The following is a 25,129-nucleotide window of genomic DNA, read 5'->3' on the forward strand; positions in this document are numbered from 1 at the left end:
CCCTGAGCGATGCGGGCGGTCCGGCCCCCGAGGTGACGGCGGCCGCTCACGCGGCTCACTCCACGAACGCGTCGCACACCGCGTCGTACTCGCGCGTCCACCACACGGCGAGCGCCGACGCGGCCGGGAACTGGCAGTCCGCGCGCGTGTCACCGCGCTCGTAGTGCCAGCGCAGCATCCAGAAGTCGTTCAGCCGCTCCCACCACACCCGGTGCACGGCCGCCGCCAGCTCCGAGGGCGTGGCGCGGGCCGCACGCCGGTACGCGCGCGCGTAGGCACGCACTTTCGGCAGGTCCAGCGTTCCGCCGGGCCGGACGAAGAAGATCACGGCGGCGCGTACGGCCTCCTCCGCGCGCGGCTGCACACCGAGCCGGTCCCAGTCCACGATGGCGGCGGGGGCGTCGTCCCGGTAGAGCAGGTTGAACGGGTGGAAGTCGCCGTGCACCCAGCCCACCGAGCCGCCGCGCGGCGGGCGCCGGTCCGCGTGCTGTTCCAGGAGGGCGCGGCGCTCCAGCAGCCGGTGCCGGGCGAGTTCGTCGAAGGCGTCGGCGGGCCGGTGCCGGCGCACGTGGGCGAGCAGGTCGTCGATGAGGGCGAAGGTGTCGGCCGGGTCGGCGCTCTCCACCGGGTGCGGGCTCGTCGCCGGGCGTGTGCGCCCCTTGGGCGGCATCACCCGCTCCAGACAGGCGTGCACGGCGCCCAGGAGCGCCCCCAGGCGTGCGCTCTCCCCGCGGGTGAGCTGGCCGCCGTGGCGGTGCCTGCCGTCGATCCAGGGGTGCAGGGCGTAGGCGTGGCCGCCGATGACGGCGACCGTGCGGCCCTCCCGGTGCGCCAAGGGCAGCGGGACCGGGACGCCGAGGTCGGCGAGGCGCTGGGTGGCCCGGTGCCGGCGTTCGATGGCGGCCGGGTCGGCGGTGTCCGGATCGAAGTGGTGCTTGAGGAAGTAGCGGCCGCTGGTGGTGCACAGCCGGTAGCCGCGGTTCAGGAGGCCCTGGTCGACCGGCTCACAGGTGAGGGCGGTTCCTGCGGCGTACAGGCGGAGCAGGGCGCCCAGAGGGGGCGCGTGGGGGATCAGGGGTGGTACACATGAGCGCGGCACGCGCCAGATGGTAGGGCAAGCGCGGCCCCTGTGAGCTGGGCGTTGTCACACGCAGTCGTCGATGGTCGCTTTCGGTCACGCGACGGGCTTTTCCGCTTTCCGTGGAAAGCGCACGCGGCCATGCGGGTTATCGAGCGGGCCGTCGAACGGAAATACCCGGAATTTCCGCTTACGTGTGCGAGGTCAGTCTCACATGAAAGTCTTCCCGTGACCTGGGTGCGCGGGATAACGTGCGGTTGCTCCGGACACGCGCGAGGCTGTGACCAGCGTGCTTTCACACCACCTCGATTTACTTGGAAATCCAAGCAAAATCGCAGGTCAAACGGGGTTTCACAGAAATGTGAGGCACTGGGTAACGTGATGGTTGCAGGGCGCTCGCCGGGGCACCTGTCACGCCTGTTCCCGGCCGAGTGGCACCCACCCCGTGCCCGGTGGTCGAACAGGTGAGCCGCACTGGCCTACCGGCAACCCCGGGGGCCGGAACGACGGAGGAGCACACGTGACCGTGGAGAGCAGTGCCGCGCGCAAGCCGCGACGCACCGCCGCAGGCAAGGCCGGCACCACCGGCAGCAAGGCCGGCACCACCGCCGGCAGGACCGGAGCCACCGGCGCCCAGCGCACCACCCGCAGCACCGCCAAGAAGAGCACCGACACGGAACTCGTGCAGCTCCTGACCCCGGAGGGCAAGCGGGTCAAGAACGCCGAGTACGACGCCTACGTCGCCGGCATCACGCCCGAGGAACTCCGCGGCCTGTACCGCGACATGGTGCTCACCCGCCGCTTCGACGCCGAGGCCACCTCCCTGCAGCGCCAGGGCGAGCTGGGCCTGTGGGCCTCTCTGCTCGGCCAGGAGGCCGCCCAGATCGGCTCCGGCCGGGCCACCCGCGAGGACGACTACGTCTTCCCGACCTACCGTGAGCACGGCGTCGCGTGGTGCCGCGGGGTCGACCCGACCAACCTGCTCGGCATGTTCCGCGGCGTGAACAACGGCGGCTGGGACCCCAACAGCAACAACTTCCAGCTGTACACGATCGTCATCGGCTCCCAGACGCTGCACGCCACCGGCTACGCGATGGGCGTGGCCAAGGACGGCGCGGACTCGGCGGTCATCGCCTACTTCGGCGACGGCGCCTCCAGCCAGGGCGACGTCGCCGAATCGTTCACCTTCGCCGCGGTCTACAACGCCCCGGTGGTGTTCTTCTGCCAGAACAACCAGTGGGCGATCTCCGAGCCGACCGAGCGCCAGACCCGCGTCCCGCTCTACCAGCGCGCGCAGGGCTACGGCTTCCCCGGTGTCCGGGTCGACGGCAACGACGTGCTCGCCTGCCTCGCGGTCACCAAGCAGGCGCTGGAGCGCGCGCGCAACGGCGAGGGCCCGACCCTCGTCGAGGCGTTCACCTACCGCATGGGCGCGCACACCACCTCCGACGACCCCACCCGCTACCGGGGCGACGAGGAGCGGCAGGCCTGGGAGGCGAAGGACCCGATCCTGCGCCTGCGCCGGTACCTGGAGGCCTCGAAGTACGCGGACGAGGCGTTCTTCGCGGAACTGGAGACCGAGTCCGAGGCGTTGGGCAGACGAGTGCGCGAAGCGGTCCGCGCCATGCCCGACCCGGACCACTTCGCCATCTTCGAGAACGTGTACGCGGACGGGCACGCGCTCGTCGACGAGGAGCGCGCCCAGTTCGCCGCCTACCAGGCGTCGTTCGCCGATGAAGGGGGTCACTGAGATGGCCGAGAAGATGGCGATGGCCAAGGCCATCAACGAGTCGCTTCGCCGTGCCCTGGACGCGGACCCCAAGGTCCTGGTCATGGGCGAGGACGTCGGCAAGCTCGGCGGTGTCTTCCGCGTGACGGACGGCCTGCAGAAGGACTTCGGCGAGAACCGGGTCATCGACACCCCGCTCGCCGAGTCCGGCATCGTCGGCACCGCGATCGGCCTGGCCCTGCGGGGCTACCGCCCGGTGGTGGAGATCCAGTTCGACGGCTTCGTCTTCCCGGCCTACGACCAGATCGTCACCCAGCTCGCCAAGATGCACGCCCGCTCGCTGGGCAAGGTCAAGCTGCCGGTCGTCGTCCGCATCCCCTACGGCGGCGGCATCGGCGCGGTCGAGCACCACTCGGAGTCGCCGGAGGCGCTGTTCGCCCACGTGGCGGGCCTGAAGATCGTCTCGCCGTCGAACGCGTCGGACGCGTACTGGATGATGCAGCAGGCCATCCAGAGCGACGACCCGGTGATCTACTTCGAGCCCAAGCGCCGCTACTGGGACAAGGCCGAGGTCGACCCCGAGGCGATCCCCGCCCCGCTGCACAAGGCGCGCGTGGTCCGCGAGGGCACGGACCTCACCCTGGCCGCCTACGGACCGATGGTGAAGCTGTGCCAGGAGGCCGCGGACGCGGCGGCCGAGGAGGGCAAGTCCCTGGAGGTCCTGGACCTGCGCTCGGTCAGCCCACTCGACTTCGACGCCGTCCAGGCCTCGGTGGAGAAGACCCGCCGCCTGGTCGTGGTGCACGAGGCGCCGGTGTTCTTCGGCTCCGGCGCGGAGATCGCCGCCCGGATCACCGAGCGCTGCTTCTACCACCTGGAGGCACCGGTCCTGCGCGTCGGCGGCTACCACGCCCCGTACCCGCCGGCGCGCCTGGAGGAGTCGTACCTGCCGGACCTGGACCGCGTGCTCGACGCCGTCGACCGCTCGCTGGCGTACTGAGGAGAGGGCCGTGACGACGATGACGGAAGCGTCCGTACGCGAGTTCAAGATGCCCGACGTGGGCGAGGGGCTCACCGAGGCCGAGATCCTCAAGTGGTACGTCCAGCCGGGCGACACGGTGACGGACGGCCAGGTGGTCTGCGAGGTGGAGACGGCGAAGGCGGCCGTCGAGCTGCCCATCCCCTACGACGGTGTGGTCCGCGAGCTGCACTTCCCCGAGGGCACCACGGTGGACGTGGGCACGTCCATCATCGCGGTGGCCGTGGCCGGTGCCGGGGGTGCGGCGCCGGAGGCCCCCGCCGAGCAGCCCGCGGCGGCACCCGCCCCGGCGAAGGAGGAGCCCAAGCCGGAGGGCCGCCAGCCGGTCCTCGTCGGCTACGGCGTGGCGACGTCCGCCACCCGGCGCCGTCCCCGCAAGGGTGCCGCGGCCGGTGTGCCGGCGCCGGCGCAGGCGATCCAGGCGGAGCTGAACGGACACGCCGGCGCCGGCGCGGTCGCCGAGAAGCGCCCGCTGGCCAAGCCGCCCGTGCGCAAGCTGGCCAAGGACCTGGGCGTCGACCTGGCCGCGATCACCCCGTCCGGCCCGGACGGCATCATCACCCGCGAGGACGTCCACGCGGCGGCCACGCCCCGGACGGCCGAGCAGGCGGCCCCGGTCACGGCGGCCCCCGCGGCGCCGGCCACCGCCGCCGCCCCGGCGCCCGTGGCGTCGTACGACACCGCGCGCGAGACCCGCATCCCGGTCAAGGGGGTCCGCAAGGCCACCGCGCAGGCGATGGTCGGCTCGGCGTTCACCGCGCCGCACGTCACCGAGTTCGTGACGGTGGACGTGACCCGCACGATGAAGCTGGTCGAGGAGCTGAAGCAGGACAAGGAGATGCAGGGGCTGCGGGTCAACCCGCTGCTGCTGATCGCCAAGGCCCTGCTGGTCGCCATCAAGCGCAACCCGGAGATCAACGCGTCCTGGGACGAGGCCAACCAGGAGATCGTGCTCAAGCACTACGTCAACCTGGGCATCGCGGCGGCCACCCCGCGCGGCCTGATCGTCCCCAACGTCAAGGACGCGCACGACAAGACGCTCCCGCAGCTCGCGGAGGCGCTGGGCGAACTGGTGGCGACGGCCCGCGAGGGCAAGACCTCCCCGGCGGCCATGCAGGGCGGCACGGTGACCATCACCAACGTCGGCGTCTTCGGCGTCGACACGGGCACCCCCATCCTCAACCCCGGCGAGTCGGCGATCCTCGCGGTCGGCGCGATCAAGCTCCAGCCCTGGGTGCACAAGGGCAAGGTGAAGCCGCGCCAGGTCACCACCCTCGCCCTGAGCTTCGACCACCGCCTGGTCGACGGCGAGCTGGGGTCCAAGGTCCTCGCGGACGTCGCGGCGGTCCTGGAGCAGCCGAAGAGGCTGATCACCTGGGCGTAAAAGCCCGCGTCGACGGGTAATGCCTGAGACTGAAGGGGGCGGCCGCAACTTCGTCTTGCGACCGCCCCCTCTCTTGTCGGTGTTTCCCGGTCAGCTCCGGTGGAGCACGTACACCGGCGCCCCGTCCTCCGTGCCGCCCTGCGAGCGGATGCAGGCGTGCTTGCGCAGCAGACGCAGGCATTCGTTGACGCGGTGCACCGAGAGGCCGGTGCGGGCCGCGATGGCCTCCAGCGGGTCGCGCAGCTCACCCTTCTCGACGAGGATCGGGGCGACGACCACGGCCACGGTCCACACGTCCTCGGTCACGGACAACCGCTGCCGCCAGTCGGCGAGAAGGGACTCCGTGGTGGGCGGCGCCACGGCTGGCCGTCCGGGCACCGGGGGCGTGAGGGCGAGGGCGTCCAACCGGTCCGCGATGCGTTCCACGGCCCGGACCAGGGCCTGGTGCACGGCGAGGGTGGCCCTGTGCAGCTCGATCAGGTCTCGCTGCCCGCCAACCAGTTGCTCGTCCATCTGAAGGTTGTGCGACTCGAGCCGGACGATGGCGTCCGCGACCTGTTCGGGCATGGCGTACGCGATGGGTGCGCCCGGCCCGGTCGGCTGCACCTCGGCCTCTTCGAGCGTGTACGAACCCTCCCGCTGCACGGTCTCGATGACTTCGGCGACCCACAGTTTGAACGGGGCGCAGGCGGCCTTCGTGCAGGCGTTGACGAGCAGGACGAGACCCTGCAGAGAGATGATGTTCAGGTCTCGGCGCCACTCTCTACCTGCGGGAATGCTGAGACCGTAAGCTCCGGTTACGGTCTCGAGAATCTCTCGGTGCTCTTCGGGGACGTGATCGGCGAGAGCCTGACGAGAGTTGGTGTGCCCGAGCTCCTTGCACACGTCCACCGCCGGGAACCAATGGCTCCCGTCCGGCATGGTCAGCCGGCGGACACGGGCGCCGGTCGCCGCGTACACGAAGTCGCTGACGTCGATCGCGTCGGGCTGTCCGACGGGTCCGGGCTGTTTCCTGGGTTCGTTCATGTGAACCACCTCCGCCGCGGAACGTAGAGCGGAAGAAAGGGAATATGCCAGCGGAAAGGTTGCATATTCACGATTGCGGGGGAAGTGCTCCGATTTCCCTGCATGGCAAGCCGGTTGTGTGGTGCGTGGGCTCGGTGGTGTCGACCGGAATCCGGTGGAACCTTTCGTGCCGGCGCCGACTCCTGACCCGGCGACGCGGCCCCGACGGGGGGCCGCGACGAACCAGGGGGTCAGGGATGGACGGACGTGCGCTTCCGGAGGACCGACAGGCCGTGCACCGGTACGTCACCGTGCGCGGCACCCGGCTGCACCTCGCCGAGTACGGCGGCACCGGCACCCCGCTGCTCATGCTGCACGGCTTTCCGCAGCACTGGTACGCCTGGCACAAGGTCGCCGCACGGCTGGGCGGTGAGTACCGGCTGCTCTGCCCGGACCTGCGGGGCTTCGGCTGGTCGCAGGCCACCCGGCGCGGGTACGACATGGACGGCCTGGCCGACGACGCCCTCGCGCTGCTCGACGCGCTCGGGCTCGACCTCCCGGTCGGGCTCGTCGGGCACGACTGGGGGGCGCACCTGGGCTTCCGGCTGTGCCTGCGGGCACCGGAGCGGTTCACCGGGTACCTCGCGCTGAACATGTCCCACCCGTGGCCGCGGCACCGGGCGGTGCTGCCGAACCTGTGGCGGCTGTGGTACACGGCATTCCTGGAGTACCCGGTGCTCGGGCGGGCCGTGCTGCGCCACTGGCCCGGCTTCACCCGCTTCCTGCTGCGGCACCAGGTGGCCGACCGGTCCGTGTGGACGGAGGCCGAGCTGGCCGAGTACACCGCCGCGACCTCGGCCGGCGCGGCCGCGGCGCAGTCCCTGTTCTGGCAGTACGTGCTGCACGACATCCCCGCGCTGGTCCGTGGCACCTGGCGGCGGCACCGGCTCACCGTGCCGACGCTGCTGCTCGGCGGGGAGCGGGACACCGTCGTCGCGCCCTCGCTGCTGGCGGGCGCGGAGCCGTACGCCGACGAGCTGCGCGTGCGGCTGGTGCCCGGGGCCGGTCACTATCTGCCGCAGGAGCGGCCGGGGGAGGTGGCCGAGGCCGTCCGCGCGCACTTCCCGCGCTGAGGCCGTCTAGCGCAGCGCCGCCCGCTCCGCCACCCGCCGTACGAACGCCCGCCCGCGCCGCCGGCCGAGCAGGCGGCCGTAGAGCCACTGGGCGGGGCGCAGGGCGGCCGGCCGGGTGGCGCCCAGGACGGCGAAGCGGGTGCCGCCGGCCTCCGGTACGGCGGCCATGCCGCCCACCACCAGACGGGACTGCATGAGGCACCAGCCGGGTGCGAGCCGCACCTCGAAGGCCTCCGTCAGGCCGGAACGGCCGACCGCCAGGGCCTCCTTGCGGTCGGCGTCGCCCGGCGCCACCCGGAACTCCCGCAGGAACGGCAGGAGGTGCGGCAGTTCGGTCCCCAGGTCGGCGGCGACCTGCCACACCCGGTCGTAGGGCAGGGCGAGGTGCTCCTCGGCGTACAGGCCGGCGTGCAGGCCCCCGGCCAGGACCCGGAGCCGCCGTACCGGATCGGAACTCATCGTGACCACGCTTTCCGGAAGGAGGAACGCGCCCGGTGCAACCGGGACTTGACGGTGCCCCGGGGCACCCCGAGGAGGTCGGCGACGGCGGCCTCGTCCAGGCCCTCCAGTTCGCGCAGCACCAGGACCGCACGGTGGCGGACGGGCAGCCGGGCGAGGGCGTCGCGGACGTCGGCCGGAAGCTCGCCGTCGGTGTCCGACCGCAGTCCGCCGAGGCGGGCGAGGGCGGCGGGGTCGGCCGGTTCCTCGGTGGCTCGGCGGCGGGCGACGCGTACCGCCTCGCGCACGGTGGCGGTGCGCACCCAGCCGTAGAAGGCGCGCGGGTCGCGCAGTCCGCGCAGGCCCCTGAAGACGGCCAGCAGGGATTCCTGGACGGCGTCGGCGACGTCGTACGGGGCGATCGGACGGCACAGCCGGGTGACGTACGGCGTCACCAGCGCGAGCAGGTCGTCCATGGCGAGGGCGTCGCCGCCCTGCGCGGCACCGACCAGCGCGGCGGCCGTGTCCCACGGCTGGGCGTCGTCCCCGGGTACGTCCATGTCGGGGCCACCCTACGGGGAAGGGCCCGTCGCGGGTGTGCGAGGGGCCCTTCGCGGGATCGTGCGGTGCCGGTGCGTCAGCCGAGCCTGGCGAAGCCGTAGTTCAGCAGCTTCTTCGCGTCCGTCTCACGCTGGGTGATGGAGGTGGAGGCGAGGACGGTGCCGATGACCGTCCTGCCGTTCCGGGTCGCGGCGAAGACCAGGCAGTACTTGGCCTCCGGACCGGAGCCGGTCTTCACGCCGATGGTGCCGCTGTAGCTGCTGAGGAGCCCGTTGGTGTTCTTCCACGGGTTCATCGTGCGGGTGCTGCCCGTCTTGGTGATCGTCTTCGCGGTGTACGACTTCGTCTTGACGATCGTGCGGAACGTGGAGTTCTTCATCGCGCTGGCGGCGATTTTCGTCAGGTCGCGCGGCGTCGAGTAGTTGTCGCCGTTGCCGATGCCGTCGAAGGAGTCGAAGTGGGTGTTCTTCAGGTTCAGGCTCTTGGCGGCGGAGTTCATCTTGCCGATGAAGGACTTCACGCGTGCCGAGGTGGTGGAGCCGGAGCCGTACTTGTCGGCGAGCGCGTAGGCGGCGTCGCAGCCCGACGGCAGCATCAGGCCGTACAGCAGCTGGCGGACGGTCACCTTGTCGCCGACGATCAGGTGCGCCTGGGAGGCGTTGTTCTTGACGACGTAGTCGCTGTACGCCTTCTTGATCGTGACCTTGGCGTCGAGGTTCAGGTTCGACTGGGCGAGCACGACCTTGGCGGTCATGATCTTGGTGGTGGAGCCGGTGGAGCGCTTGGTGTCCGCCGCCTTCGTGAACAGCGTGGAGCCGTTCCCGTTGTTCATCACGTAGCCGCCCTTGGCCACGATCGAGGGCGCGGTGACGGCCTGGGCGGGCGCTGCGGTGAGGGCGCCGGTGGTGAGCAGCGCGCCGGAGGTGACGGCGACCGCGGCGACTTTGCGAAGGCGGGTGCCCTTAATGCCGGTAATCAAAGCGATGTACCTCTAATGTCTTGAATGCCCCTGAAGCGCGGCCGAGTTGAGGTGGCATGGGGGAGGGGGGCCGCGCATGTGTGACACGTAAGTAGCACAGAAGGTTGTGCGGTCGCTGCGGAAGGGGGTCGTCTCGTCCGCATCATGGACGCCGCTGCCCTTGCGTACGTGTTGTATCTATGCTGTAGGCATGAACACGGCCGTCGAGCAGCCCGCACCGCAGTCCCTCAAACAGCCCCCCGCCGCCGACCGCGTGTACACCCACGTCAAGCAGGGCGTACTCGACCGCCGCTACGAGGGCGGCACCCTGCTCACCGAGGGTGAGCTGGCCGAGGCCGTCGGCGTCTCGCGCACCCCCGTGCGGGAGGCCCTGCTGCGGCTGGAGGTCGAGGGGCTCATCCGGCTCTACCCGAAGAAGGGCGCCCTGGTCCTGCCGGTCTCCGCGCAGGAGATCGCCGACGTGGTGGAGACCCGGCTGCTGGTGGAGGAGCACGCGGCCCGCAAGGCCGTGCCCGCCCCGCCCGGCCTGCTGGAGCGGCTGACCGAGCTGCTGGAGCGGCAGAAGGCGCAGGCCGCCGCCGGTGACCTGGCCGCCGCCGCCGTCACCGACCGCTGTTTCCACGCCGAGATCGTGCGCAGCGGGGGCAACGAGATCCTCTCCCGGCTCTACGACCAGCTGCGCGACCGCCAGCTGCGGATGGGCGTCGCCGTCATGCACTCCCACCCCGACCGGATCGCCAAGACGCTCGCCGAGCACGAGGAGATCCTGAACGCGCTGCGCGCCGGGAACGCGGAGGCGGCCGTCACCGTCGTACACCGGCACGTGAGCTGGTTCTCGCACCTCGCCCGGGGTGAGGTCCGATGAGCGGTGCCGTGCGCAACGCCACCCTTCCGGGTGACCCGCCCGGCGGCCGCCGGGCCGTCGCCGTGTGGTCCACGGGCGTGGCCGTCTACTTCGTCGCCGTCATCTTCCGCACGTCCCTGGGCGTGGCCGGCCTCGACGCGGCCGACCGCTTCCACGTGGGCGCCTCCGCCCTGTCCACCTTCTCCATACTCCAGCTGCTGGTCTACGCGGGCATGCAGATACCCGTCGGCCTGCTGGTCGACCGCCTCGGCACCAAGAGGGTGCTGAGCATCGGAGCGGTCCTGTTCACCGCCGGACAGCTGGGCTTCGCCTTCTCCCCCTCGTACGGCACCGCGCTCGCCTCCCGCGCCCTGCTGGGCTGCGGCGACGCGATGACCTTCATCAGCGTGCTGCGGCTCGGCACCCGCTGGTTCCCGGCCCGGCGCGGTCCGATGGTCGCGCAGCTCGCGGGGCTGGTCGGCATGGCGGGCAACCTGGTCTCCACCCTCGTCCTGTCCCGGCTGCTGCACGGCATCGGCTGGACCCCGGCGTTCGCGGGCAGCGCGCTGGCCGGCGCGGTCGTCCTGGTCCTGACCCTGCTGTTCCTGAAGGACCACCCCGAGAGCCAGGAACCGGAGCCGTCCCCGCACCGGGGCGCCGCCTACGTCCGCCGGCAGATCGCCGCCGCCTGGCGGGAGCCGGGCACCCGGCTGGGCCTGTGGGTGCACTTCACCACCCAGTTCCCGGCGATGGTGTTCCTGCTGCTGTGGGGCCTGCCGTTCCTCGTCGAGGCACAGGGCCTCAGCCGCGGCACGGCCGGTGAACTGCTCACCCTCGTCGTGCTGTCCAACATGGTGGTCGGCCTGGTCTACGGCCAGATCGTCGCCCGGCACCACGCGGCACGGCTGCCGCTGGCGCTCGGCACCGTGAGCGCCACCGCGCTGCTGTGGGCGGCCACTCTCGCCTGGCCCGGCGACCACGCGCCGATGTGGCTCCTGCTGGTGCTGTCCACGGTGCTCGGCGCGTGCGGGCCGGCGTCGATGATCGGCTTCGACTTCGCCCGGCCGGCCAACCCGCCGGAGCGGCAGGGGACCGCGTCCGGCATCACCAACATGGGCGGCTTCATCGCCTCCATGACGACGCTGTTCGCGATCGGTGTGCTGCTGGACGCGACCGGGGACGACTACACCGTGGCGTTCAGCGCCGTGTTCGTGTTGCAGGCGCTCGGGGTCGGTCAGATCCTGCGGCTGCGGGGGCGGGCGGCCCGGCGCGAGCGGGAGCGGCTGGTGGCCAGCCGGGTGGAGACGGTGCACGTCCCCGCGTAGGTGCCCCGGGGTGCGGCGGGCGGGGCTCACCGGCGCCGGCGGAGCGCCGTCGCGCCCACCCGTGCCGCCCGGGGGGCACCCCCTGCTCGAAGAGCCCGGGGGAGGCACGACCGCCCGAAGCCGTGCCTTACGGCGTCACCGCGAAGTGGCGCAGGATCTCCGCCGCCAGGTCCTGGTCGCCCTCCGTCTTCACCCGGTCCGTCACCGCCTCCGGCGTGACGCGGCCGCAGGCCAGACGGACGTAGGTCTCCCAGTCCAGGGTGAGGGTGGCGGCGGGGCCGAGGGCGGGGGCGGTCTCCACGGTGCCGCGGCCCTGGATGTCGACGCGGACCGTGCGCAGGAACTCCACGGGGCCGTGCACGTCGAACACGATCGCCGAGCTGCGCGGGGCGTTCGCGTCGTGCGCCACGACCTTGGGCAGCGCCTCCAGCAGCACGTCCCGGGTGACGTACGCGCCCGGCGAGTCCAGGTTGCCGGGGCGGCCCAGGGCCGTGCGCAGGTCCTGCTCGTGCACCCACACGTCGAACGCCCTGGCGCGGTAGGCCTGTTCCAGGGTGATCTCGGTGCCCAGCGGGCCGCGCACCACGGTGCCCGGGTCACGGGACTCGCCGCGCAGCTGGCGGTTGCGGCGGATGACGGTGTACTCCAGCTCGGCCGTCATCTCCGGCGCCGTGTGGTGGCGGCGGACGTCGACCTGCATCTCCATGTAGCGCTGGTGCTCGGTGGTGACGTGGAAGAGGTCGCGGGGCAGGGAGTGGATGGGGCGCGGGTCGCCGAGCATCTCGCAGTCCAGGCCGATGACGTGGGACACGATGTCCCGCACCGACCAGCCGGGGCAGGGGGTCCGCCGGTTCCACTCGCCCTCGACGAGCGACTGCACCATCTCGGATATCGCTTCGATGGAGTGCGTCCAGGCGTCGGCGTAGGGCTGGAGGGTGGGATGCAGACTCACGGAACGGGACCCCTCGGCGGTCGGTACACGGGCAGGTTGCGGCGGCGGTGCCAGCGGGCGGTTGCACTTCGCGGGTGTCTTGGGGAGCTAAGTTACGCTGCTGAAAGGCACCCCGGCAGTGCTTTCGTGTGACGATCGTAGGCCTGTGTGGACGACTCGAATGCCAGGACGGTGGTAGTGTGCGCGCCTCGCTGATCCAGATCGCCGTGGACGAGGGCGAACCGGTCGACTCCCGGCGGCGGCGCGTGGCCGCGCTGGTGCGGGAGCAGAGCGGGACCGACCTCGTCGTCCTGCCCGAACTGTGGACCACCGGCGCCTTCGCCTACGAGGAGTTCGGCCGGGAGGCCGAGCCGCTCGAAGGGCCGACGTACGAGGCCATGGCCGAGGCGGCGAGCGACGCGGGCGTGTGGCTGCACGCCGGCTCCATCCCGGAACGCGACCCGGACGGCCCCCTCTACAACACGTCCCTCGTCTTCTCCCCCTCCGGCGAACTGGTTGCCGCCTACCGCAAGATCCACCGCTTCGGCTTCGACAAGGGCGAGGCCGTGCTGATGGGCGCGGGCCGCGACCTGGTGACGGTCCGGCTGCCCGGAACCACGCTCGGCGTGGCCACCTGCTACGACCTCCGTTTCCCCGAACTCTTCCGCGGACTGGTCGACGCCGGCGCCGAGACCCTGGTGATCCCGGCGGGCTGGCCCGAGCGGCGACGCGCGCACTGGACGCTGCTGGCTCAGGCGCGGGCGGTGGAGAACCAGGCGTTCGTGCTCGCCTGTGGAACGGCCGGGACCCACGCCGGAGTTCCGCAGGCGGGTCACTCGATCGTGGTGGATCCGTGGGGCGAGGTGCTCGCCGAGGCCGGCCCCGGCGAAGAGGTCCTCACGGTCGACCTCGATCCGGCGAAGGTGGCCGCGACCCGTGAGCAGTTCCCGGCGCTGAAGGACCGGGTCCTCGGCCTCGACCGGCCGCGGTAGCGGTCAGTCCTCCTCCCCCTCCTTCTCGGCGAGGTGGATCACGCACACCGCCACGGCGATCAGCAGCGCCGGGTCGGTGTCCTCCCGTACGACGTCGACGCCGTAGGTGTCGCGGACGCTCAGCCAGCGGCGGGAGATCACCGCGAGGAGTTCGCCGTCGTACTCGACGGCGAACTCCCGGTCCAGGATCTTCCCGCTGACGTCCAGTTCGGTGCCGTCCACCAGCGAGACCCGGTAGTGGTTGCGCAGCAGGGACAGCCGTTTGCGGCGGATCCGGGCCAGGGCCTCGCCGTCCCGTTCGATCACCATGGTGTCGCGCAGGGCGAACATCTTCTGGTGGATGTCGATCAGGACCCGACCCTGGGCGTCCTTCAGCTCGAAGGTGTCGCGCAGCCGCATCGCCTTGCCGTCGACGAGGAACACCTTCCGGCCGTGTTCGTCCTCGATCCACCAGTCGTCACCGATGCCGAGGATCCGGTCGCGTACGAGGAATCTCATACGGTGACGCTTCCCCGGCGCAGGATGATCCTCACAGAGCCGTCAGAGGAGTCCCGCTCCGAACCGGCGGCGGTACGCCGACGGGCTCAGCCCCGTCTCGCGCCGCAGCCGGGCCCGCAGGTTGGCCGCCGTCCCCAGGCCGCTGCGCGCCGCCACGACGTCCAGCCGCTCCTCGCCCCGCTCGATCAGCCGGCATGCCAGCGCCACCCGTTCCCCGGTGAGCCAGGCCAGCGGGGTCGTCCCCAGCTGGCTGCGGAAGCGGCGGTGCAGGGTGGCGGGGGAGACGGCCGCGCGCGCGGCGAGGTCCGCGACGGTCAGCGGTTCGCCCAGCCGTTCCTGCGCCCAGGCCAGCAGCGGTCCGAGCGACTCGTCGGGCACCGCGGGCACCGGCCGCTCCACGAACTGCCGTTGCCCGCCGTCCCGGTGCGCGGCGAAGACGAGCCGCCGGGAGACATGGTTGGCGATCTCCACGCCGTGGTCGCGGCGGACGAGGTGCAGGCCGAGGTCGAGCGCGGAGGCGCTGCCGGAGGCGGTGAGGAGGTCGCCGTCGTCCACGAAGAGCACGTCCGCCTCCAGGCGCACCCGCGGGAAGCGGGCCCGGAAGGCGTCCGCCCACATCCAGTGGCAGGCCGCCCGGCGCCCGTCCAGCAGTCCGGCCTCCGCGAGGGTGAACGCGCCCGAGCAGAAGCCGACGAGCCGGGCGCCCCGCGCGTGTGCCCGCCGGACGGCGTCCAGGACGCGTGGGGTGCGCGGGACCTCGGTGTCGGGCCGGTTCGGGACGATCAGCGTGTCGGCGGACTCGGCGGCCTCCAGCCCGGCGACCCCGGTGAGAGTGAAGAAGCCGTCCCGCATCCGGGTCTCCGGCTCGGCCGCGCACAGCCGGAAGTCGTACAGCTCCCGCCCCAGTTCCGGCCGGGCGAGCCCGAAGATCTCGATGGCGCAGCTCATCTCGAAGGGGTTGGAGTTGTCGTCGACCATCAGCACGACACGGTGAGAGGATCGTTGCGGCATGTGCGATTTCTAGCACTCGCCGGGCGCGCCGGCACCCGGCCACGATGAACCCATGGAACCCATCTCCCTGGAGGCGGCCCTCGCCTCCTTCTCCGAGCGGTGGAGCCCCCGCATCGTCACGGCCGTCAACGACTACGACGTGCGCGTGGCGAAGGTCGAGGGCGAGCACCTCTGGCACGCGCACGCGCACACCGACGAGTTCTTCCTCGTGCTCGCGGGCGAACTCCACATCGGGCTGCGCGAACCGGCCGGCGAACGCACGGTGGTCCTGCCCAGGGGCTCGGTGTTCACCGTGCCGCGCGGCGTCGAGCACAAGCCGTACGCGCCCGTGCCCACCGAGATCCTGCTCTTCGAGCCCACCGGGACGCTGACCGTCGGCGACCGGCACGAGGAGGTCCCCGACCACGTGGACGCGACCACGGGCCACGCGCTGACCTGACGGGGTACCGGAATCCACCGGACCGGCGGGTGTCGCGGGGGTGAACTTCCCGGACACCCGGGCGGGTTGCCCAACCAAACCGGCGGTCCCCGAGTCGGACGTCGTGCAAGGCGCAGCAGACCGCACGCTCCCTCTCGGAGGTTCTCCCACGTCCTCTCGTCCCACCCGCCGCCGGGTGCCCCACGCCGTCCCGGCGGCGGCCCTGGTCATCGGTGCGGCCCTGACCGTGCCGCTCGCCCTGGCCGGACCCGCCGGCGCCGCCACGGCGCCGGCCACGGCCGAGGTCAACGCGTACGACTGGCAGCTCGCCTACGAGGCCGCCCCCGGCCAGACCAACAGGGCCGCCGTCACCGCGTCGCTCACCGCGGACCGCACGGGCATCACCTACGTCATCGACGACGCCGTCCCGGTCCGCGCCGGCCACGACTGCCGCCACCCCGACGCCGCGGACCGCACGAAGGTCTCGTGCACGGTCACCGGCGTCGACAGCCAGGACCCGTACGCCGCCCTGGTCATGGACCTGGGCGACCGCGACGACGCGGTCACGTACCGGAACGCCACCGACCAGATCTACTCCTACGCCGAGATCTCGCTGGGCGCCGGCAACGACAGGGCGACCGACTCCGGCCGCCTCGACGGGGCCTACGTCTCGGGCGGCGCGGGCGACGACACCCTGACCGTCGGGAAAGAGGGCCTGGCCTGGGGCGGCGACGGCAACGACACGATCACCGCGAGCGGCGGCGACAACATCGTGCAGGGCGGCAGGGGCGACGACACGCTGCACGGCGGCAAAGGGGGCCAGTACCTGGCCGGCGACGACGGCAGGGACACGATCACCGGCGGCGCGGGCGCCGACACCCTGTACGGCGGCAGGGGCGACGACACCCTGTACGGCAACGGCGGCGACGACAGGCTGTACGGCAACAGCGGGAACGACAGGCTGTACGGCGGCGCCGGCCGGGACACCCTCTCCGGCGGCCCCGGCACGGACACGGTCCACCAGGACTGACGACCGGCCGCCCGGCGGTCCCGGGGTGCCCACAGGCCGGGCGGCGGCCGGCGCGTGTGATCCCGCCTTGGTGCCAGGATGGCAAGCTTGAAGGGTGAACGATGCTGCCCCGGCGTCCACCCCCGCGCCCGCGCCCCGCAAGCGTGCCCGTGTCCGCGCCCCCGGGCTGATCGGCAAGGGGGGCTGGCTGAACACCGGCGGCACGGAACTCAGCCTCGCCGCCCTGCGAGGCACGTGCGTCGTCCTGGACTTCTGGACCTCCTGCTGCATCAACTGCCTGCACGTCCTGGACGAGCTGCGCGAGCTGGAGGAGAGGCACCGGGACACGCTCGTGGTGATCGGCGTGCACTCGCCGAAGTTCGCGCACGAGGCCGACCACCAGGCCGTCGTGGACGCCGTGGAGCGCCACGGCGTGGCGCACCCCGTCCTGGACGACCCCGAGCTGGCCACCTGGAAGCAGTACGCGGTGCGCGCCTGGCCCACGCTGGTGGTGATCGACCCCGAGGGGTACGTCGTCGCCCAGCACGCGGGCGAGGGGCATGTGCACGCCCTTGAGCGCCTGGTGACGGAGCTGGAGGCGGAGCACACGGCGAAGGGCACGCTGCGCCGCGGCGACGGCCCCTTCGTGCCGCCTGCGCCCGAGCCGACGACGCTGCGCTTCCCCGGCAAGGCGCTGCGGCTGCCCTCGGGGAACTTCCTGGTCAGCGACACGACCCGGCACCAGCTGGTGGAGCTGGCCGAGGACGCGGAGACCGTCGTACGGCGGCTCGGCTCCGGAAGGCGCGCCTTCACGGACGGCGGTCCGCGAGAGGCGTCCTTCAACGAGCCGCAGGGCCTCGCGCTGCTGGACGACGGATCGGTGGTCGTCGCCGACACCGTCAACCACGCGCTGCGCCGCCTGGACCTGGCCACCGGCGAGGTGACGACCCTCGCGGGCACCGGGAGGCAGTGGCGGCGGGGCTCGGCGGCCTCCGGCCCGGCCCGCGAGGTGGACCTCTCCTCCCCGTGGGACGTCGCGGTCTTCGGCGGCACGGTGTGGATCGCGATGGCGGGCGTCCACCAGCTGTGGACGTACGACCCGGCCGCCCGCACGGTCGCCGTGGCGGCGGGCACCACCAACGAGGGCCTGGTGGACGGGCCCGGCGCCGAGGCCTGGTTCGCCCAGCCGTCGGGCCTCGCGGTCTCGCCCGACGGGGAGCGGCTCTGGCTCGCCGACTCCGAGACGAGCGCCCTGCGCTGGGTGGACACGGAAGGGCACGTCCACACCGCCGTCGGCACCGGCCTGTTCGACTTCGGCCACCGGGACGGCGCCGCCGGCCAGGCCCTCTTCCAGCATCCGCTGGGCGTCACCGCCCTGCCGGACGGCTCGGTCGCGGTCGCCGACACCTACAACCACGCGCTGCGCCGCTACGACCCCGCCACCGGTGAGGTCACCACGCTCGCCACCGATCTGCGCGAGCCCGGCGACGCGGTCCTCGCCGGCGAGGACATCGTGGTCGTGGAGTCGGCCCGGCACCGGCTGACCCGCCTGCGCCTGCCGGAGGACGCGGTCCGCGTGGAGCCGGCCGCCCACCGCACCCGGCGTGCCGCCACCGAGGTCGCTCCCGGCCGGCTGTACCTGGACGTGGTCTTCCGGGCCCCGGCGGGCCGGAGACCCGACGACCGGAACGGTCCCTCCACCCGCCTGCTGGTCTCCTCGTCACCGCCCGAGCTGCTGCTCGAGGGCGGGGGAGCGGGCACGGACCTGTCCCGGGAACTGGAGCTGAACCCGGCCGTCACCGAGGGCGTCCTGCACGTCTCGGCGGGGGCGGCCTCCTGCGACGACGGCCCTGCCGACGCGCACCCCGCCTGCCGTGTCCACCAGCAGGACTGGGACATTCCGGTCCGCCTCGTGCGGGGCGGGGCCGACCGCCTGCCGCTCGTCCTGGCGGGCACGGGCGCCGGCGTGGACGAGCAGGAGGCGGCGGCTCAGACGCCGTAACCGTCGCTGTAGCCGTCGGCGCGGTGGTGGTGCGGTTCGCTCTCCACCACCGGCGTCGTCGGCGGGACCACCACACGGCGGCGTCGTGCGATGCCGCTGAAGGTGGCCACACCGATCAGACCCACGGCCATCAGGATCAGGCCGACGACGGTGAGGTTGACACCCTGCATGTGCCAGTCGGTCGCGAACGTCAGGATGGCCCCTATGGCGATGAGGATGATGCAGCCGCCGAGACCCATGAGACCTCGCCTCCCCTTCCGGTTCCGGAATCTCCGGTGCCGTCCGGGTACCCGGCGAGGTCCCGACTAGCCCTGCAGGAAGGCCGTCAGCGCGTTCGCCAGCAGGAACGGGTCGTCGGCGCCGCACAGTTCGCGGACGCTGTGCATGGAGAGGATCGCCACGCCGATGTCGACCGTGCGGATGCCGTGCCGGGCCGCGGTGATCGGGCCGATGGTGGTGCCGCACGGCATGGAGTTGTTGGAGACGAAGCTCTGGAAGGGGACGTTCGCCTTCTCGCAGGCCGCGGCGAACACCGCGCGGCCCGAACCGTCCGTGGCGTAGCGGTTGTTGACGTTGACCTTGAGGATCGGGCCGCCGTTGACCCGCGGGTGGTGCGTGGGATCGTGCCGTTCGGCGTAGTTGGGGTGGACGGCGTGGCCCGTGTCGGAGGACAGGCAGACCGTGGCGGCGAACGCCCGGGCCCGGTCCTCGAACGAGCCGCCGCGCGCGAACACCGAGCGCTCCAGGACCGATCCGAGCAGCGGGCCGTCCGCGCCGGTGTCCGACTGGGAGCCGTTCTCCTCGTGGTCGAAGGCGGCCAGCACCGGGATGCGGGTGAGCGGGGCGCCGGAGGTCGCGACGGCGGCGAGGGCGGCGGCACCGGCGTGCACGGACAGCAGGTTGTCCATGCGCGGACCGGCGACCAGTTCCCGGTCCCGGCCGAGGTAGGCCGGCGGCTCCACCGGATGGGTCATCAGGTCCCAGCCGGCCACCGAGCCCGCCGCCAGCCCGGCCTCCTGCTCCAGGAAGGCGATGAGGTCGCCGTCCGAAACGTCGTTGCCGAGGCCCCACACCGGCTGCAGGTGCCGCTGCTTGTCGAGCTTGAGCCCCTCGGAGCCGACCGAACGGTCCAGGTGGATGGCGAGCTGCGGCACCCGCAGCAGCGGCCGGTCGACGTCGACCAGGACCGAGGAGCCGTCGCGCAGGGTCAGCCGGCCGGCCAGGCCCAGGTCGCGGTCCAGCCAGGAGTTCGTCAGGGGTCCGCCGTAGATCTCCACGGCGACCTGGCGCCAGCCGTGCGCCCCGGTGTCGGGGCGCGGCTTGATCCTCAGGTTCGGTGAGTCGGTGTGCGCGCCGACGATGTGGAAGGGGGTGTGCGGCTCGGCGCCCTCGGGCACGTACCAGGCCACGATCGCGCCGCCGCGCAGCACGTACCTGCCACCGCTGGTGCCGTCCCAGGCGTCCGTCTCCGCGACCTGCCTGAAGCCCGCCTTCTCCAGCCGCTCGGCGGTGTTCGCCACGGCGTGGTACGGCGACGGGCTCGCCGCCAGGAAGGACATCAGGTCGTCGGTGTGGCCGCGGTCGAAGCGGGCTGGTGCGCTCATGGGATTCACCTTAACGACGTGCACGGGCCCGCTCCTGGTAAAGGGAGCGGGCCCGTGCGAGGAATCGACGGGGACGTCCGGCACGTCCGGGACGACTCGGCTAGAACGCGGCCTCGTCCAGCTCCATCAGGTCCAGCTCGACGGTGCCCGCGACCTTGCGGGCGAGCGTGACGCCCGGCAGGACGTTCGCGGCGAAGAACTTCGCCGCCGCGATCTTGCCGGTGTAGAACGCCTTGTCCTTCGCCGAGGCGGTGGCCAGCTTCTCGGCGGCGATCGCGGCGCCCTTGAGGAGCAGGTAGCCGACGACGACGTCACCGGAGGCCATGAGCAGGCGGGTGGTGTTCAGGCCCACCTTGTAGATGTTCTTGGTGTCCTGCTCGGTGGCGGCGAGGTCGGTCAGCATCAGGCCGACGATCGCCTCCAGCTCCACGGCGGCCTTGGCCAGGTGCTCGCGGGCGCCGGCCAGCTCCTCGCCGCCGGTGCCGAGCGCCAGGAACTTCTTGATGTCCTCGGCGAGGGAGTTCAGCGCGGCACCCTGGTTGCGGACGATCTTCCGGAAGAAGAAGTCCTGGCCCTGGATCGCCGTGGTGCCCTCGTAGAGGGTGTCGATCTTGGAGTCCCGGATGTACTGCTCGATCGGGTACTCCTGCAGGAAGCCGGAGCCGCCGAAGGTCTGCAGCGACTGGGCGAGCTGCTCGTAGCCCTTCTCGGAGCCGTAGCCCTTGACGATCGGCAGGAGCAGGTCGTTCAGCGCGATCTCGGCGGAGGCGTCCTCGCCGTTCGCCTCCTTGATCTGGATCGCGTCCTGGATCGAGGCGGTGTAGAGGACGAGGGCGCGCATGCCCTCCGCGTACGCCTTCTGCGTGATCAGCGAGCGGCGCACGTCGGGGTGGTGGGTGATGGTGACCTTGGGCGCGGTCTTGTCCATGAAGTTCGCCAGGTCCGGGCCCTGCACGCGCTCCTTGGCGTACTCCAGCGCGTTCAGGTAGCCGGTGGAGAGCGTGGAGATCGCCTTCGTGCCGACCATCATGCGGGCGAACTCGATGATGCGGAACATCTGGCGGATGCCGTCGTGCTTGTCGCCGATCAGCCAGCCCTTGGCGGGGTGCTTGTCGCCGAAGGTCATCTCGCACGTGTTGGAGGCCTTCAGGCCCATCTTGTGCTCGACGTTGGTGGCGTAGACGCCGTTGCGCTCGCCCAGCTCGCCGGTCTCGAAGTCGAAGAGGTACTTCGGGACGAGGAAGAGGGACAGGCCCTTGGTGCCGGGGCCGGCGCCCTCGGGACGCGCGAGCACGTAGTGGAGGATGTTCTCCGACATGTCGTGCTCACCGGAGGTGATGAAGCGCTTCACGCCCTCGATGTGCCAGGAGCCGTCCTCCTGCTGGACCGCCTTGGTGCGGCCGGCGCCCACGTCCGAGCCGGCGTCCGGCTCGGTGAGCACCATGGTGGAGCCCCACTGCTTCTCGGTGGCGATCTTGGCGATGTGCTTCTGGACGTCGTTGCCCTCCTCGAAGAGGATGCCGGCGAACGCGGGGCCGGAGGAGTACATCCACACGGCCGGGTTGGCGCCCAGGATCAGCTCGGCGTAGGCCCAGATCAGGGAGCGCGGCGAGGTGGTGCCGCCGATCTCCTCGGGCAGGCCGAGGCGCCAGTACTCGGAGTCCATGAAGGCCTGGTAGCTCTTCTTGAAGGACTCCGGGATCGGCGCGGTGTTGGTCTCCGGGTCGAAGACCGGCGGGTTGCGGTCGGCGTCGGCGAAGGACTCGGCCAGCTCGTTCTCGGAGAGGCGGGTCAGCTCCTCCAGGACGCTCTTGGCGGTCTCGACGTCCATCTCCTCGAACGGGCCGGTGCCGTACACCTTGTCGCGCCCCAGTACTTCGAAGAGGTTGAACTCGATGTCGCGGAGATTCGACTTGTAGTGCCCCATGGCGACGGCTCCGTAGAGAGAGATCGGCGAGGCACTGACTCCTCGCACCTAGTTCACGTACCAACAAGTAGCTACGATGATGCTACCCGTCGGTAATAAGACGCAACCCTGAACCGGTCATCTGTGACGCGTCTCAAGTGCGCCTCCGGCGACCCCGTGCGCCCCGGCCGTCCGGGTGAATCGATGCCTCCGTTCAGGGCACACGGCGTAACCCGTTCGCTACGGTCGGTGACTGCCCGATCCCTTCTCGTGCACGGAGGCACTCATGCGACGGCTCCTGACCAGGCTGGGCGGACTGGCGGCGGCGGCGATGCTCACCGTCGGACTGGCCCACCCCTCCCAGGCGGCGGACCACGCCTACTTCGAGTTCACCGACATCACCCACGAGCGGGCGATCGTCCGGATCGACGACCCGGCCAAGATCCAGCACGCCCGGGACCTCGTCAACGGGCTGACCACCGACCGCCCCCACCTGCTCGGGCGGATCGTCCCGCGCACGGCCCCCTACAACCCCCGGTGGTCCTTCCACTACAACCCGGACACCGTCGATTTCTTCGACGTCGCCATCGAGGTCTGCGACGCCACGCTCCCCTACGTCGAGGACCACCTGGACGAGGCGGGCGGCGCCTTCCTCCCCGGGTACGTCTGGTGCCCGTGGACGTCCCGGCTGGTCCGGGAGGTTCCGGCCCCGTAGGCCGCTCGGGCGGCGGGGCGGCTCGGTACGCTTGCGCTCATGTACGGATACGGCCAGTCCATGGACGGGGGCGCCGCCCAGCAGCAGTACGCCCCGCCGCAGCAGCCGATGGCCAGCGGATACGGGCAGCAGCCGCCGCTGTACCCCGAGCCGTCCCCGCCCTCGCTCGCGGACGCGGTGCGCGCCTTCACCACCGGCCAGATGTCCGCCGAGGACTTCCAGCAGATCTTCGCCACGTCGAAGGTGTACTGCCCGCGCGGCGACACCCCCGGCTTCCTCGCCCTGCACAACACCCAGCAGCCGGTGATCCCGATGTTCACCTCGCTCAAGGAGCTGCGCCGGTACGCGGGCAAGGAGTCCAAGTACTTCGTGATCACCGGCGCCGAGGTGATCGACCTGCTGCCGACCGGCTACGGCTTCGTCCTGGACATGGAGGGCGAGCACCGGATGGTGTTCGACGCGAAGGCGGTCGAGCAGATGGTCGACTTCGCGATGCGCCGCATGTACGGCGGCTGAGCCGCGCGGCACGCCTCACAGCCACACCCCGCAGCACGTCTCACGGCACGTCTCGCACGATCGGGCCCGGAGGGAATGTCCTCCGGGCTTTCTCCGTTCTGGGTGACAAGAAGTTCAACGCTCAACTAAAGTGGGCGTACCAAGGAGGTACCCACCATGCCTGCAGTGACCGTCGAGAACCCGCTGACGCTGCCCCGTGTGACCGCACCCGCCGACGCCGTGGCACGTCCCGTGCTCGCCGTCACGACCGCTCCGAGCGGTTTCGAGGGCGAGGGCTTCCCGGTGCGCCGGGCGTTCGCGGGGATCAACTACCGCCATCTCGACCCGTTCATCATGATGGACCAGATGGGCGAGGTGGAGTACGCGCCGGGCGAGCCCAAGGGCACCCCCTGGCACCCCCACCGCGGCTTCGAGACCGTCACCTACATCATCGACGGCGTCTTCGACCACCAGGACAGCCAGGGCGGGGGCGGGACCATCACGAACGGCGACACCCAGTGGATGACGGCGGGCTCCGGCCTGCTGCACATCGAGGCCCCGCCGGAGTCGCTCGTCGTGTCCGGCGGCCTCTTCCACGGCCTGCAGCTGTGGGTGAACCTCCCGGCCAAGGACAAGATGATGGCCCCGCGCTACCAGGACATCCGCGGAGGCAACGTCCAGCTGCTCACCACCCCCGACGGCGGCGCGCTGCTGCGCGTCATCGCCGGCGAGCTGGACGGCCACCAGGGCCCGGGCATCACGCACACGCCGATCACGATGATCCACGCGACCCTCGCCCCGGGCGCGGAGATCACCCTGCCGTGGCGGGAGGACTTCAACGGCCTCGCGTACGTCCTCGCCGGCCGCGGCGCGGTGGGCACCGAGCGGCGGCCGATCCACCTCGGCCAGACCGCCGTCTTCGGCGCCGGCGGCTCGCTGACGGTCCGCGCGGACGAGAAGCAGGACTCCCACACGCCGGACCTGGAGGTCGTCCTCCTCGGCGGGCAGCCGATCCGGGAGCCGATGGCCCACTACGGCCCGTTCGTCATGAACACCAAGGACGAACTGATGCAGGCCTTCGAGGACTTCCAGAAGGGCCGCCTCGGAACGGTCCCGGCGGTCCACGGGATGACCGAGGGCGGCCTGTAGGTCTCACGCCCGCCACCGCCTCGCCGGGTCCCGTGCGACGGGCCGGCGGGGCGGCGGGGCGGGCGCGGCGAACCCCGGCCGGGCCCGCCTCCCGGGGCCGTCCCGGTCTGTCCGGGGATGCGGTCAGGGGAGGTGCCGGATACGCTCGACGGGCGGGAGCGGACACGGAAGTGCCCTGAGCCCGAACCGCCTTGAGGCCGGACTCGGCCGGGTTCCGTGGCGACGACGTGCATCCCGCGACAGACCCCTGCAGGACGACGCCTCAGCGGGAGGAACGCCATGAGGCTCACCGGCACGCGCACAGCACAAGCCGTCACGGCGGCCGTGGTCGCACTACCCCTCGCATGCGGTGGCCTGGCGGCGCAGAGCCACGCGCAGAGTCCGTCCCCCGGCTCCTCCGGGCCGTTCGGTCCCGGCTGTTCCGCGCTCTCCCAGAAGGCGGACACGGCCAGGGACAAGGTCGTCGAGGCCGCGGCCGCCTACCCACAGCTCAGTCAGCTGGTCGCGGCCGCGGTCAGGGCGGGGGTGAGCGGCGACCTCGACGGCATGCCCGGCATCACGGTGTTCGCACCCGACAACCAGGCCTTCCAACAGGTCGACAAGGACCAACTCGCCTCCCTGCTGGCCGATCAGGGACAGTTGAAGAAGGTGCTGACCTACCACGTCGTCAACCAGCGGATCACGCCGGACGAACTGTCCCACGGTTCCTTCACGACGGTGGCCGGCGGCAAGCTGACCACGTCGGGGTCGGGCACCGACTTCACGGTCAACGGCAAGGCGCACGTCGTCTGCGGCAACATCAAGGTCGCCAACGCCACCGTGTACGTCGTCGACTCCGTGCTCATGCCGCCGTCCTGACCCGCGGCGCAGCCTCTCCAGCCATC

Annotated in this window: 25 protein-coding genes; 14 read left to right on the forward strand and 11 right to left on the reverse strand. The window is 71.6% G+C overall.

From position 1 onward, the window contains the following. Positions 1-55: 55 nt before the first annotated feature. On the reverse strand, positions 56-1,072 hold the full coding sequence (locus ACZ4VF_RS28630; RefSeq protein WP_467929666.1) for a phosphotransferase: 1,017 nt from the start codon (positions 1,070-1,072) through the stop codon (positions 56-58). A 526-nt stretch (positions 1,073-1,598) separates the two neighbouring features. On the opposite strand from ACZ4VF_RS28630, the gene pdhA reads away from it, so the two are divergent. The 3 genes from pdhA to ACZ4VF_RS28645 are packed head-to-tail and all read left to right on the forward strand — an operon-like array spanning position 1,599 to position 5,230. Continuing rightward, positions 1,599-2,828, forward strand: coding sequence for a pyruvate dehydrogenase (acetyl-transferring) E1 component subunit alpha (pdhA, locus tag ACZ4VF_RS28635; protein ID WP_467929522.1), 1,230 nt, complete (start codon positions 1,599-1,601; stop codon positions 2,826-2,828). A 1-nt stretch (position 2,829) separates the two neighbouring features. Continuing rightward, a complete protein-coding gene (locus ACZ4VF_RS28640; RefSeq protein WP_467929524.1) occupies positions 2,830-3,807 on the forward strand; it encodes an alpha-ketoacid dehydrogenase subunit beta in 978 nt (325 codons plus the stop codon). A 10-nt stretch (positions 3,808-3,817) separates the two neighbouring features. Beyond that, positions 3,818-5,230: a dihydrolipoamide acetyltransferase family protein gene (locus tag ACZ4VF_RS28645; RefSeq protein ID WP_467929525.1), complete on the forward strand. Its 1,413-nt coding sequence runs from the start codon at positions 3,818-3,820 to the stop codon at positions 5,228-5,230. Positions 5,231-5,320: 90 nt separating this feature from the next. Here ACZ4VF_RS28645 and ACZ4VF_RS28650 read toward each other — a convergent pair whose 3' ends face one another. Beyond that, a complete protein-coding gene (locus ACZ4VF_RS28650) occupies positions 5,321-6,256 on the reverse strand; it encodes a BRO-N domain-containing protein (protein ID WP_467929526.1) in 936 nt (311 codons plus the stop codon). 236 nt (positions 6,257-6,492) lie between these two features. Here ACZ4VF_RS28650 and ACZ4VF_RS28655 point away from each other — a divergent pair, with 236 nt between their 5' ends. Then, positions 6,493-7,368, forward strand: a complete 876-nt coding sequence (locus ACZ4VF_RS28655) for an alpha/beta fold hydrolase (RefSeq protein ID WP_467929528.1) — start codon at positions 6,493-6,495, stop codon at positions 7,366-7,368. 6 nt (positions 7,369-7,374) lie between these two features. Here the strand turns inward: ACZ4VF_RS28655 and ACZ4VF_RS28660 are convergent, their stop codons facing one another. The 3 genes from ACZ4VF_RS28660 to ACZ4VF_RS28670 all read right to left on the reverse strand — a co-directional run bounded on the left by ACZ4VF_RS28660 (position 7,375) and on the right by ACZ4VF_RS28670 (position 9,346). Further along, complete coding sequence (locus ACZ4VF_RS28660; RefSeq protein ID WP_467929529.1) at positions 7,375-7,827, reverse strand: hypothetical protein; 453 nt, start codon at positions 7,825-7,827, stop codon at positions 7,375-7,377. After that, entirely contained in the window at positions 7,824-8,366 is a 543-nt protein-coding gene (locus ACZ4VF_RS28665) for an RNA polymerase sigma factor (RefSeq protein ID WP_467929530.1), read from the reverse strand. Before ACZ4VF_RS28665 ends, ACZ4VF_RS28660 begins: the two co-directional genes overlap by 4 nt. 77 nt (positions 8,367-8,443) lie before the next feature. Continuing rightward, positions 8,444-9,346 (reverse strand): D-alanyl-D-alanine carboxypeptidase family protein, encoded by a 903-nt coding sequence (locus tag ACZ4VF_RS28670; RefSeq protein WP_467929532.1) that lies wholly within the window; start codon positions 9,344-9,346, stop codon positions 8,444-8,446. Between the two features lie 190 nt (positions 9,347-9,536). On the opposite strand from ACZ4VF_RS28670, the gene ACZ4VF_RS28675 reads away from it, so the two are divergent. Beyond that, positions 9,537-10,211, forward strand: a complete 675-nt coding sequence (locus ACZ4VF_RS28675; RefSeq protein WP_467929534.1) for a GntR family transcriptional regulator — start codon at positions 9,537-9,539, stop codon at positions 10,209-10,211. Then, entirely contained in the window at positions 10,208-11,515 is a 1,308-nt protein-coding gene (locus tag ACZ4VF_RS28680; protein ID WP_467929535.1) for an MFS transporter, read from the forward strand. Before ACZ4VF_RS28675 ends, ACZ4VF_RS28680 begins: the two co-directional genes overlap by 4 nt. 127 nt (positions 11,516-11,642) lie before the next feature. On the opposite strand, the gene ACZ4VF_RS28685 is transcribed toward ACZ4VF_RS28680, so the two are convergent. Beyond that, positions 11,643-12,467, reverse strand: a complete 825-nt coding sequence (locus tag ACZ4VF_RS28685) for a maleylpyruvate isomerase family mycothiol-dependent enzyme (protein WP_467929536.1) — start codon at positions 12,465-12,467, stop codon at positions 11,643-11,645. 179 nt (positions 12,468-12,646) lie between these two features. Between ACZ4VF_RS28685 and ACZ4VF_RS28690 the strand changes: the two genes are divergently transcribed. Further along, positions 12,647-13,438, forward strand: a complete 792-nt coding sequence (locus ACZ4VF_RS28690; protein ID WP_467929538.1) for a carbon-nitrogen family hydrolase — start codon at positions 12,647-12,649, stop codon at positions 13,436-13,438. Positions 13,439-13,441: 3 nt separating this feature from the next. Here ACZ4VF_RS28690 and ACZ4VF_RS28695 read toward each other — a convergent pair whose 3' ends face one another. Together ACZ4VF_RS28695 and ACZ4VF_RS28700 are read right to left on the reverse strand one after the other, a co-directional pair. Then, positions 13,442-13,936 carry an LURP-one-related/scramblase family protein gene (locus ACZ4VF_RS28695; protein ID WP_467929539.1) on the reverse strand — a complete coding sequence of 165 codons (495 nt, stop codon included), beginning with the start codon at positions 13,934-13,936 and terminating at the stop codon, positions 13,442-13,444. Positions 13,937-13,978: 42 nt separating this feature from the next. Further along, positions 13,979-14,947 (reverse strand): GlxA family transcriptional regulator, encoded by a 969-nt coding sequence (locus ACZ4VF_RS28700; RefSeq protein WP_467929541.1) that lies wholly within the window; start codon positions 14,945-14,947, stop codon positions 13,979-13,981. A gap of 52 nt (positions 14,948-14,999) precedes the next feature. Between ACZ4VF_RS28700 and ACZ4VF_RS28705 the strand changes: the two genes are divergently transcribed. The 3 genes from ACZ4VF_RS28705 to ACZ4VF_RS28715 all read left to right on the forward strand — a co-directional run bounded on the left by ACZ4VF_RS28705 (position 15,000) and on the right by ACZ4VF_RS28715 (position 18,376). Beyond that, positions 15,000-15,386: a cupin domain-containing protein gene (locus ACZ4VF_RS28705; RefSeq protein ID WP_467929542.1), complete on the forward strand. Its 387-nt coding sequence runs from the start codon at positions 15,000-15,002 to the stop codon at positions 15,384-15,386. A 175-nt stretch (positions 15,387-15,561) separates the two neighbouring features. Next, positions 15,562-16,395, forward strand: coding sequence for a calcium-binding protein (locus tag ACZ4VF_RS28710; protein ID WP_467929543.1), 834 nt, complete (start codon positions 15,562-15,564; stop codon positions 16,393-16,395). A gap of 94 nt (positions 16,396-16,489) precedes the next feature. After that, on the forward strand, positions 16,490-18,376 hold the full coding sequence (locus ACZ4VF_RS28715) for an NHL domain-containing thioredoxin family protein (protein WP_467929545.1): 1,887 nt from the start codon (positions 16,490-16,492) through the stop codon (positions 18,374-18,376). On the opposite strand, the gene ACZ4VF_RS28720 is transcribed toward ACZ4VF_RS28715, so the two are convergent. The 3 genes from ACZ4VF_RS28720 to ACZ4VF_RS28730 form a co-directional block, all read right to left on the reverse strand. Then, positions 18,364-18,615, reverse strand: a complete 252-nt coding sequence (locus tag ACZ4VF_RS28720) for a DUF6458 family protein (RefSeq protein WP_388320994.1) — start codon at positions 18,613-18,615, stop codon at positions 18,364-18,366. The genes ACZ4VF_RS28715 and ACZ4VF_RS28720 overlap by 13 nt on opposite strands. 66 nt (positions 18,616-18,681) lie before the next feature. Continuing rightward, a complete protein-coding gene (locus ACZ4VF_RS28725; RefSeq protein WP_467929546.1) occupies positions 18,682-19,980 on the reverse strand; it encodes a M18 family aminopeptidase in 1,299 nt (432 codons plus the stop codon). A 100-nt stretch (positions 19,981-20,080) separates the two neighbouring features. Next, complete coding sequence (locus tag ACZ4VF_RS28730) at positions 20,081-21,907, reverse strand: acyl-CoA dehydrogenase (RefSeq protein WP_467929547.1); 1,827 nt, start codon at positions 21,905-21,907, stop codon at positions 20,081-20,083. A gap of 265 nt (positions 21,908-22,172) precedes the next feature. On the opposite strand from ACZ4VF_RS28730, the gene ACZ4VF_RS28735 reads away from it, so the two are divergent. The 4 genes from ACZ4VF_RS28735 to ACZ4VF_RS28750 all read left to right on the forward strand — a co-directional run bounded on the left by ACZ4VF_RS28735 (position 22,173) and on the right by ACZ4VF_RS28750 (position 25,103). Continuing rightward, positions 22,173-22,601 (forward strand): BP74-related protein, encoded by a 429-nt coding sequence (locus ACZ4VF_RS28735; protein ID WP_467929548.1) that lies wholly within the window; start codon positions 22,173-22,175, stop codon positions 22,599-22,601. Between the two features lie 39 nt (positions 22,602-22,640). Continuing rightward, positions 22,641-23,117, forward strand: a complete 477-nt coding sequence (locus ACZ4VF_RS28740; RefSeq protein WP_467929550.1) for an SseB family protein — start codon at positions 22,641-22,643, stop codon at positions 23,115-23,117. A 156-nt stretch (positions 23,118-23,273) separates the two neighbouring features. Next, entirely contained in the window at positions 23,274-24,245 is a 972-nt protein-coding gene (locus ACZ4VF_RS28745) for a pirin family protein (RefSeq protein ID WP_467929551.1), read from the forward strand. Positions 24,246-24,524: 279 nt separating this feature from the next. Continuing rightward, positions 24,525-25,103 carry a fasciclin domain-containing protein gene (locus tag ACZ4VF_RS28750; RefSeq protein ID WP_467929552.1) on the forward strand — a complete coding sequence of 193 codons (579 nt, stop codon included), beginning with the start codon at positions 24,525-24,527 and terminating at the stop codon, positions 25,101-25,103. Positions 25,104-25,129: the final 26 nt, after the last annotated feature.

This window comes from Streptomyces sp. NPDC029151 (genome assembly GCF_055564315.1).

What these genes read in the sequence shown, in the direction of transcription:
- ACZ4VF_RS28640 (WP_467929524.1), top strand. Translation starts at nt 2,830, where the DNA reads ATGGCCGAGAAGATGGCGATGGCCAAGGCCATCAACGAGTCGCTTCGC.
- ACZ4VF_RS28650 (WP_467929526.1), bottom strand. Translation starts at nt 6,256, where the DNA reads ATGAACGAACCCAGGAAACAGCCCGGACCCGTCGGACAGCCCGACGCG.
- ACZ4VF_RS28655 (WP_467929528.1), top strand. Translation starts at nt 6,493, where the DNA reads ATGGACGGACGTGCGCTTCCGGAGGACCGACAGGCCGTGCACCGGTAC.
- ACZ4VF_RS28660 (WP_467929529.1), bottom strand. Translation starts at nt 7,827, where the DNA reads ATGAGTTCCGATCCGGTACGGCGGCTCCGGGTCCTGGCCGGGGGCCTG.
- ACZ4VF_RS28665 (WP_467929530.1), bottom strand. Translation starts at nt 8,366, where the DNA reads ATGGACGTACCCGGGGACGACGCCCAGCCGTGGGACACGGCCGCCGCG.
- ACZ4VF_RS28675 (WP_467929534.1), top strand. Translation starts at nt 9,537, where the DNA reads ATGAACACGGCCGTCGAGCAGCCCGCACCGCAGTCCCTCAAACAGCCC.
- ACZ4VF_RS28680 (WP_467929535.1), top strand. Translation starts at nt 10,208, where the DNA reads ATGAGCGGTGCCGTGCGCAACGCCACCCTTCCGGGTGACCCGCCCGGC.
- ACZ4VF_RS28695 (WP_467929539.1), bottom strand. Translation starts at nt 13,936, where the DNA reads ATGAGATTCCTCGTACGCGACCGGATCCTCGGCATCGGTGACGACTGG.
- ACZ4VF_RS28700 (WP_467929541.1), bottom strand. Translation starts at nt 14,947, where the DNA reads ATGCCGCAACGATCCTCTCACCGTGTCGTGCTGATGGTCGACGACAAC.
- ACZ4VF_RS28705 (WP_467929542.1), top strand. Translation starts at nt 15,000, where the DNA reads ATGGAACCCATCTCCCTGGAGGCGGCCCTCGCCTCCTTCTCCGAGCGG.
- ACZ4VF_RS28720 (WP_388320994.1), bottom strand. Translation starts at nt 18,615, where the DNA reads ATGGGTCTCGGCGGCTGCATCATCCTCATCGCCATAGGGGCCATCCTG.
- ACZ4VF_RS28725 (WP_467929546.1), bottom strand. Translation starts at nt 19,980, where the DNA reads ATGAGCGCACCAGCCCGCTTCGACCGCGGCCACACCGACGACCTGATG.
- ACZ4VF_RS28730 (WP_467929547.1), bottom strand. Translation starts at nt 21,907, where the DNA reads ATGGGGCACTACAAGTCGAATCTCCGCGACATCGAGTTCAACCTCTTC.
- ACZ4VF_RS28735 (WP_467929548.1), top strand. Translation starts at nt 22,173, where the DNA reads ATGCGACGGCTCCTGACCAGGCTGGGCGGACTGGCGGCGGCGGCGATG.
- ACZ4VF_RS28740 (WP_467929550.1), top strand. Translation starts at nt 22,641, where the DNA reads ATGTACGGATACGGCCAGTCCATGGACGGGGGCGCCGCCCAGCAGCAG.
- ACZ4VF_RS28745 (WP_467929551.1), top strand. Translation starts at nt 23,274, where the DNA reads ATGCCTGCAGTGACCGTCGAGAACCCGCTGACGCTGCCCCGTGTGACC.
- ACZ4VF_RS28750 (WP_467929552.1), top strand. Translation starts at nt 24,525, where the DNA reads ATGAGGCTCACCGGCACGCGCACAGCACAAGCCGTCACGGCGGCCGTG.